8 protein-coding genes and 1 pseudogene are annotated in these 8241 nt (G+C 54.6%); 2 read left to right on the top strand and 7 right to left on the bottom strand.

Going from position 1 to position 8241, the window contains the following annotated elements; translation table 11 throughout:
* Positions 1-109 precede the first annotated feature (109 nt).
* The 7 genes from Q0672_RS13065 to Q0672_RS13035 all read right to left on the bottom strand — a co-directional run bounded on the left by Q0672_RS13065 (position 110) and on the right by Q0672_RS13035 (position 7561).
* Positions 110-2134 carry a hypothetical protein gene (locus tag Q0672_RS13065; RefSeq protein ID WP_298622824.1) on the bottom strand — a complete coding sequence of 675 codons (2025 nt, stop codon included), beginning with the start codon at positions 2132-2134 and terminating at the stop codon, positions 110-112.
* A 7-nt stretch (positions 2135-2141) separates the two neighbouring features.
* Entirely contained in the window at positions 2142-3020 is an 879-nt protein-coding gene (locus Q0672_RS13060) for a hypothetical protein (protein ID WP_298622822.1), read from the bottom strand.
* Complete coding sequence (locus Q0672_RS13055) at positions 3017-3862, bottom strand: hypothetical protein (RefSeq protein WP_298622820.1); 846 nt, start codon at positions 3860-3862, stop codon at positions 3017-3019. Before Q0672_RS13055 ends, Q0672_RS13060 begins: the two co-directional genes overlap by 4 nt.
* A gap of 203 nt (positions 3863-4065) precedes the next feature.
* Positions 4066-5163, bottom strand: a complete 1098-nt coding sequence (locus Q0672_RS13050) for a GTPase-associated system all-helical protein GASH (RefSeq protein ID WP_298622818.1) — start codon at positions 5161-5163, stop codon at positions 4066-4068.
* Complete coding sequence (locus Q0672_RS13045) at positions 5163-6449, bottom strand: metallophosphoesterase (RefSeq protein WP_298622816.1); 1287 nt, start codon at positions 6447-6449, stop codon at positions 5163-5165. The genes Q0672_RS13050 and Q0672_RS13045 overlap by 1 nt, the downstream gene beginning before the upstream one ends.
* Before the next feature lie 308 nt (positions 6450-6757).
* A complete protein-coding gene (locus Q0672_RS13040) occupies positions 6758-6943 on the bottom strand; it encodes a hypothetical protein (protein WP_298622814.1) in 186 nt (61 codons plus the stop codon).
* A 3-nt stretch (positions 6944-6946) separates the two neighbouring features.
* A complete protein-coding gene (locus Q0672_RS13035) occupies positions 6947-7561 on the bottom strand; it encodes an SOS response-associated peptidase (RefSeq protein ID WP_298622812.1) in 615 nt (204 codons plus the stop codon).
* 80 nt (positions 7562-7641) lie between these two features.
* Here Q0672_RS13035 and Q0672_RS13030 point away from each other — a divergent pair, with 80 nt between their 5' ends.
* Positions 7642-8103 carry a LexA family transcriptional regulator gene (locus Q0672_RS13030; RefSeq protein WP_298622810.1) on the top strand — a complete coding sequence of 154 codons (462 nt, stop codon included), beginning with the start codon at positions 7642-7644 and terminating at the stop codon, positions 8101-8103.
* Between the two features lies 1 nt (position 8104).
* Positions 8105-8241: pseudogene (locus Q0672_RS13025) on the top strand (DNA polymerase V subunit UmuC); the annotation flags it as partial.

Genomic DNA, 8241 nt, shown 5'->3' with positions numbered 1-8241 from the left:
CGCAATCTGTCGCTCACCTGCCGTTCAGCCGGAGGCCACGTTTAACTGCAGCTTGTCAATTTGGCGAACTCGCATTAGTGCCCAAACGACTCCGTTGACGTTTGATCAATTACCACCAACGAAACGGCCATGAGGCTTTCTTCATTGTTTTCCGCTTGTGCAAATAGACATTGAGGTACTCCTTTACCTCGTCACGGAGTTGCTGATTTTCACATGCGGATTCCAGAAGGGTAACACCTCCTCGGAGGTCGACCTCCCTAGCCAACGCGAAGATAAGGGTTTGATTCTTGCAAAACGCGAGCACACCAAAGTCGGAATCCTGGACTGGCCACTTCTCAAGTGCGCTTTTTACAATCGCCTCCGTACCGTTTGAGGAAATGCCTGAGCTCCTTAATGACAGATCCAGATAGCGCATTTCTGAGTAGCCAAGCTGATAAGCATCGCGAGCCAGATAGAGTGGCTCGAACACTATGCGTCCAAGCTGAAGCGATAAAGCCCCCTGCATGTCCAATGACAACAAATAGCCAATGATGAGACTGGAATTGCAGAACGCTGAAGTGTCCCCGACGGAGGTAAAGATATCCGCCCAACCTTCCTGGGTCCTAAATGGAGGCGCTTGCCGAAGCTGAGCTTGTGTCAAGGCCCTTAGCTGATCCGGGCTCACTGTTCGCAAACTCACAGCAAGTCGCTTGAACGCAGCTGGGTGTGTAACAAACCACTCCGCGACCACATCTTTGATTTGAGGTCCCGCCTGCGTGAACAATTCCAAACCGATCTGTTCTGCGCCATCTGCCAGGGCAACCAGCAAGGCGGAAACAGTTAGCGGTCCAATTGTTGGCGACAAGACACTGAGAATATGGCCCCAACTAATCTCGTCATAGTCAGCCAAAATGCCCACCAGTTGAGCGCGCTCGGAATCCTCTGACGGCCACCACTCTATCTGCGACACCGTTTCGGGCCGAAGCCGGGCCATCTTAATACGGTTGCTCTGCGTTGCTGTCCGAGATACAAGCGCGAGCGGGCACTGATGCACAAGGCCCTCAAACAGTAATGATCCGAAGCTTCCTTCGACCTCCGATTGAGAAATGTTCAGTAGAATTCCAAGTTGATCCAGCGCTGGCGCGACCCTTTTAACCAGAACGTCCGGTTTAATGTCGACGGGGATATCCCGCAATGTGCGAGCCAAATACAAAATCTGCTCGAAGTCGCTTGCATCATTCACGGCATCGGCCACCAGATCTTTCGCGAGTCTCGGGAGGCGATTCTTGGCGATTAACGGCTGCGCTAAATCGAGTCGCTCGATGGAGTTACGTCCCGCAAGGTGTTCAAAAAAGCCTGCCAGTTCGATCGCTGTCTTGCGGGGTTGGCTGCTTTCTATGACATATCGACTCAAGAAGGTTCGCAACGGGGTGGGCCCGCCCGCTGACAGATCATCAAGCAGCGCATGAAAACCTTGAAAATCGTCCAGAGGGTCCGGTGTGACATCGATGTTCTGATCTGCGGAAAAACGCAGGGTGCATGCAAAACCGAACCCTAGCAGGCTAGCGCCCTCTGCAGTTGTGAACGCAAACTGGCGTCGTAGCGCAGGCCACATCTGGCGCCACAGCGCAAGCGCGAGTATTTGATTCTCTTGATCCGGCCCCGAGGGCACGACCACGTCATCCACGTACTGAGAACCGTACAGCTTGACGAGTGCGGTAGTTGCTTGCTGAATCGGAACAGAAGAAATGCCTCCATTCCCCCCACCTCGCGTCTCCAGGGAAACAGGAAGCGAATAATCCTTGAAATCCTGTTGCTTCGGCTGGCGGAAGAGTGGATTCAGACGCATAAGATCGGGCAGCAGGAGCAGCGCTTGATAGTCCAGCAACAAAGAGTGCGTCCAAACGCTACCAGGTCGAAACTCTTTGCCCGCTGCCCACGTACGCGCTAGAACATAGCGAGAGGCAGTCTTCAGGGGGTATGCAGTGAGATACGATCGGCCTCGATCAACTGCCGCCGTAACAAGTAGGTCACTCAGCACCAGCATCTCAGCGCGCGACTGGTCGTCAAGCTCAATGGAACTTGCTAACTGCCGATGGCCTTTTACGTAACCGTGCAAAGCCTGGTCAATTTGGATTTCTGATTTGGATTGCATCACTACATTAATTCGCAATGGGAAGCATCCATCTGAGTGGCGCAGACAGGTCGTGTTCCTCAGCACCGTGTCCGATGATTTGGATACGTTCCGACGGTCGACGGACCTTTTTCAGCGCAGTCTTGTCCCTGGGCAACTTGCCACCCTGGGCACTTACGCCGTACACTCTCGACTCCCAAAGATCCGAGTTCACCGCAATGAATTGAGCAAGCATCGGGCGCCGTGTCTCAATCCACTGCGCCGCCGTTACCCCCTCATTCCTTTCATTAGCGGTCACAACATCCCATGCGGATACGATAATGGCGATTTTACGTCGCCGACTCGCAAGCGGCCGTCTGTTGGCAATCTGGAGGAATTCCACTAATTTAACCTCCTCTGGCATCTCTTCTGGCTTAAATGATTTCTCTGTCTCCTCAGCAGCGAGAGGCTCCACCTCTCCGTCGGCATCACCGAGATCATCCGATCCAAAGATGTCCGCCAAGTCGTCGATCAGCAGAGAATCATCCTCACGATCAGCGTTGGTGAACAACAAGATACCATTCGCCTCCGATAGCGCATCGAAAAGGTCGGTTTCGCACTGCCCGATACAAGCGGGTTGTTCAAATGCCTCCCCTCTGAGGTCTGGAATGCGTAAAGTCAGTAGGGCAAGCGTATTTTTGTCTTGAACCTTCAGCTCTACCCAACCTTCGGTAGCTGGTTTGGTTCGCTCGATAACTTCGCAATCGAGCCATGTGTTTTCAAGCCTGTTCAAATGACCTTCACTTTCAGAAAGTTCGGCCAAACATAAATCAATGGGAACCTCATTGGCCACCAATAGATGCCTTAGTGCTGCAATGAAAGTGCTCTTGCCCGAGTTAGGCATCCCAACAACCAAAAGGCTTGTCATGTCCGCGTTGCCCAGTAAGGAAACATCAATAAATCCATTTCCGTCATTTTTTTCGGTACGCGCTTTGGCAGGCGAAATGTGGCTTGCGCTCGCGGCTGCAGAATGTCGTCCAGCAATTCCTTGAGGCCGTGGACGACATGTTCACTCCTGCTTTGCCTTCTTGAGGCGGTGACAAGCGCCTTGAATATGCTGCTTCCTCCAGCACGTCTCGTTAAATCTTCAGCGAGGCTCGAAAGTGAGGAGGTAGTTTCGTCCAAGACGTCCTGCCCTTCAAGCAGGTCAGCTTTGGTACCGACAAGGCGCAAAATCTTACCCTGCAGTAAGCCACATTGCCGCATTGCCATGACAAGGCGTCGTGTATACGACGTGATCACGTGCGCATGCTCGACGAGCCGATCCAATTCCACAAGGATGAGAATCACGTCCGCTCGTACAAGTTCGGCAAACTCTGCCAATTGGGCTGGTTGATCCAGGACATTGTCGAAGTGCTCTCCGGAACGGTCTGAGAACACAACATCAGTGATTCCGGTTGCGGTCTCCACACGAAGGTGCGTGAAGCTTAATTTTGCGTGAGTGGGAGTGCGTGCAGTATCTGGGTAATTTCGATTCGAGGCCACGCGCGCCAAATGGCATCTTTCCTCGTAACCGCGAAGCGTTTCGGAGCCGCCAAAGCGATAGCCATCGAGCCTTCCCCGATGCAAAAGCTCATAAATCGTGGCGATCATAGTCGTCTTTCCTGCCTCTGGACCAGCCACGATGCCGACCACCGTGCCCCCCCTCTGTCGGAGAAGGACGTCACAACTCGCGCCATTGAGACTCGGTCCGTCGGCAGTTCGCGTCATTGATCGTCCGGATGGCGCTGACGGTTCATTTCCGGTCGACTCATCGATAACCGTTGGCTTCTCGAGATCGACCTCGGCCTCATCGGAGATCGTAACAACGTCAGGACATTCCCCGAAGCTTAGACCGTTAATGCAAACGCCAGATCTTGGGCCTCCACATCCGGGCACTTTGCAACCCAAAGTGACCTGATCCATCTCTTCACTCATTTCAGCAGACCGGCGACGAGCCGTTCCCGATACATCTGAATGGCCAGTTGTTCGATTGTGAGTTCTTGTGTGACCCTGATGCCGGTCAGACGCTCGAATCGCGGTTGCCAGTCATCTTCGTCATCGCTTGATGCTGCAAGCCCCATGGCCGTGGAAAGTGGCATCAAACTGGCATGTATGCCTTCTGAGATTCCTTGAAAGTTGGTCCTTCGCCACGCTTGTTCGGCTGCGGTCGCTGCATTCGCCAAGGTCACTTGCTCAGAGATGCTTGCCCTGCCGCGCTCAAGCACCATTGACAGTAATGCTGGCGCAGCGAAAAATCCAACGCTTGAGGATTTGCTCTTGTCAGCTAATTCTTTACCCGCACGAATGGCAGCTTCTGTACAGCCAAGTTGCTTGAAGGGTTTGCTTGTATCTCCGCTCCACCCACTACTTACCCACCAATAAACGCGAACCTCGCTTTCCAGGCGGCGTAGGTAGCAAAGAATATCGTTGTCGGACCTCGCGGCTGCCTTGGCGTTGCTCTCTGCATAGCTCTTTAGCGCCTGCAATGCCTGTTGTGCGGCAGAGATACCGACATTAATTTGCGATCTCGCCTGCGGTTGCTCCAAGGCTACGATAGCTTCCGTCCACCCTTTCTCGGGCACTTTATATTTCCTGTCGGCCGGTACCTCAAGTTCGTCCGTTTGTAGTTCAGCGAGCTTCTGTTCAGCTAGCTCGACTAATTTACTATCTGCGATGGCCGGACGGGTCGATCCGAACGAAGCTGTGACGAGACACAACGCCAAAGGGTCCTCGACTCTAAATCTCTCCTCGAAGGCGTAGGAGATTGCACACGATGCGAGCAAGGCCGCTTCTTTATCATGCGGTGCGACATCGAACGCTGCATCCTTTTCCAAAAAGAATGACATGAACTTCTCACTGAGTTCGTATCCTTTCAGTCCGAGCGCTGTACCAACGACGCTCGGAACATTTTCTTCGTTGAACTCGTCAAAGGCTGCGATCAATCCTTGATACCGAGCAGCGATTATCGAGGGATCTGTCGACAGACCAAGCTTTCCATAAAGCAAGCCAATTCGTTTGATGAATTCCACTAGTTCCTCTCCTGTTGTTCGACCATATCTGCAAATTCGTCGACCTGCCCTCGTTCGCGAGCCCGTGTCAAAGCAAGCTTGAACCGTTCCACATCAGTCAGTCGGCTATCGGCTTCCTCGGATAAACGCAGGCGCCCCACGATCTCTTCCTTCTTCGACAAGGAAAGCCGAAAGAACCGGTACACAATTGTTTTAAACCGACGTTGTGGGTCCATTTTGCGTGGCTCCATGGCTGCAATGATCTCTGCTTTTGCGCAGCCTATTTCGTCATTCAATTGTCTGGTACCTTGCCGGCAGGATGAAGGCAGGAGCGGAGACAACTCGATGCCGACGGCGAATACGGGCCGATGCCCGACATCTTCTACGTTGCGGAACTGTGGCGGATTCCCTTGCCATTCCCTGGCATTGACTTCGACCCTCAAGCGCCGTGGCGTACCTTCTTCCACGGATACTTCTAAAATGTTATAGCCTGGGCGCCAGTTAGGCTCAGCTCTGTGCGGATTAATAGAACCTGCGTAAAGTTTGATCCAGTCTCGCCCGGGCTGGACACGCTGGTTGTGTTCGTGACCGAACAACTGAATTCGTGCGGAAGCATCAAACGCGCGCTCCGACTCTTCCTGATCAGCAAGCCACTTCGGAGGATGATGGGCCATCACCAGATACTCGACCCCATCATGCCGCGGCAACGTCCATGCTCGGGTGCCCAGGAAAAGAGAGCCTTCCACGTCGGAAAGACCGGAGAGCAAAGCCGTGTTCAGCCCTCGGACTCTCAGCGTTGAATCATCATTCAACACAAAGTCATGTTCCCAGACAAATGTATGTTCATCGGCAAAAAATGATGACTGGTAACGAGCAGCAAAGGAGTTGTACTCGGCGAGCGCGGAGTAGAAAAGTGCCCGCGCTTCTGGTTGCGTCAATCTTCGAGTCAGCGCAACATCTCGATCGTAGAATGCTGGCCCCCTGCGGATAGCCTCGTGTCCGTCCTGGATAAGCTCGTTCCTTTCGATCACTGCGCGATCTACGTCATGGTTTCCCGGACACATGAGGACCGACTCTCTGCCACATCCAGCTGCGTCGCAAACGTCATCCAACCATCTGGCGGCATCTTCAAACTCTTCACGCTTTCCGGCATAGGCGATATCGCCAGACACAAGGACGGCATTTGCTGGGCCGAGCACTTGTATCCTCTCGGTAATATCCCTCAGAACCAAACGACGCATTTCCCTGTCCGGGTCAAATCCGAATGCGGCCGCTTTTTGGTTAAAGTGAATGTCAGACAGATGCACAAAACGTACCTTGTCTCCGCATCCCATGGCTCTTAATCTCCTAAGTAGAGCAACTGCGCGCCCACTGAGAGGCTTCACCGCTGTAGCTTCAGTCCATATTGGCGGTCAGTATATTGCCTTTAACCAAGGCAAATGCATAGAGTATATTAAGAAATTTGAGTACTGATCACTCAGTAGTCAGGTGGCCGCTACGGGTCGGGAAGAAATGCTACCGTCGCTAGCCACACATGCCCGAGGGACAGGTAACTGGTGGTTTGCCGCCTGTTTGCGCGTCAAGAACCAACGGCAGCTCCGGCCGATGAACCGCACTATTCCCCCGATCCTGCCAGCAACCTCTCGAACTCCGTCCCTGGAAACTCCGTCTGAAGCCGTTCAAACAGCGCCATGAAGTCTTCCATCCGCGGCACGCAGCCGAGCACCACCTTCTGCGACTTGGCGCTGCACGGCTCTGATACCTTGGTCGGACACCCCAGATCGGTCAGCCAGCGCAGCAACCATCACTTCGGATCTGGCGCTACCCTCAGCTGGTCCATCCACTCCGTCAACAGATTCCGCGCATCCTTCTCTGACTTGCACCTGAGCCAGTCACCCCACGCATCGTCGGGCAGGATCACGACAGATCGCTTCTCGTCATCCGGCTTGTGAAGTCGCCGGAACACCGGATCGTTGTCGGCGTTGATCGTCAGCATCGTCATGGACCAGGAGGGCAGTCCGTCGTCCTTGAGTCGCCGCTCCCACAGACCCGCAATTCCCATCGGTTTGGCGTCGGCCCGTTCTATCCGCCAGCGCACGGCCTTTCCAGATTCGTAGCACGGTTCAAAGATGGCATCGGCTGGAATGATGCAGAGCTGCCCATGCTTCCAGGCACTGCGAAACGAAGGCTTCTCGCCAACGGTCTCAGATCGGGCGTTGTAGGTGCTGCGGGCAATCTTCGCGTCCTTGGCCCAGGCGGGGATCAAACCGAAGCAGGCCGGCACCCACTCGCGCGGTGCGAAGTTGGTGACGATAGGGACAATGGAGCCAGGGTAAGCCTCACCGTAGCTGAAGTCAGGCGGCGGCAAGGGCAGCGCCGCCAGGACTTCACGCGATGAGGGACGGTAGTTGGCGCACATGGGCGCAGGTTATCGCGCATCGGACATCGGTCGAATAGTGTATATTTTTACAGCTTTCGATTTTGTGCCGATTCCGACGTATGACCACCACGCTTGTTCCGGTGCCCGAGAACTTTCCGGAGCACTGGTTTCCCTTCCTGGATGCCCTCAAACAGACTTGGCCACTGGGGCTCACGCCCATCTCCGCGGGCTTCCCCTCCCCTGCCGAGGACTACGCGGATCGGCGGCTGGACATCAACGAGTACCTGGTGCGCAACCCGGTCTCGACGTTCTTTTTTTCCGTTCAGGGTGACTCGATGCAGGGTGCCGAAATCTTCGACGGGGACATCCTGGTCGTGGATCGCAGCATCTCCCCCGTGCATGGGCACATCGTGGTGGCTTTCCTGAACGGCGAACGGCTGGTCAAGCGGCTCTATCGCCGGGGTGGCCGAACTGCCCTGGTGGCGGAGAACCCGGCGTATCCGACCCTTGAGCTTCAGGAGGGGGCGGAGCTCGTGATCTGGGGCGTCGTGGTGGGCAAGTTCAAGCGGATTGGGGCCTGAGATGCCGGTCTTTGCCCTGGTGGACTGCAATAACTTCTACGCGAGCTGCGAGAAGCTGTTCGATCCAACCTTGCGTGATACGCCCATCGTGGTGCTCTCCAACAACGATGGCTGCGTGGTGGCGCGTTCCGCAGAGTC

The organism is uncultured Zoogloea sp., assembly GCF_937894855.1.
In the GTDB taxonomy this organism is placed as follows: Bacteria; Pseudomonadota; Gammaproteobacteria; order Burkholderiales; family Rhodocyclaceae; genus Zoogloea; species Zoogloea oryzae.
The sequence above is the reverse complement of the archived record's forward strand: the minus strand, read 5'-3'. Positions and strand labels throughout refer to the sequence as shown.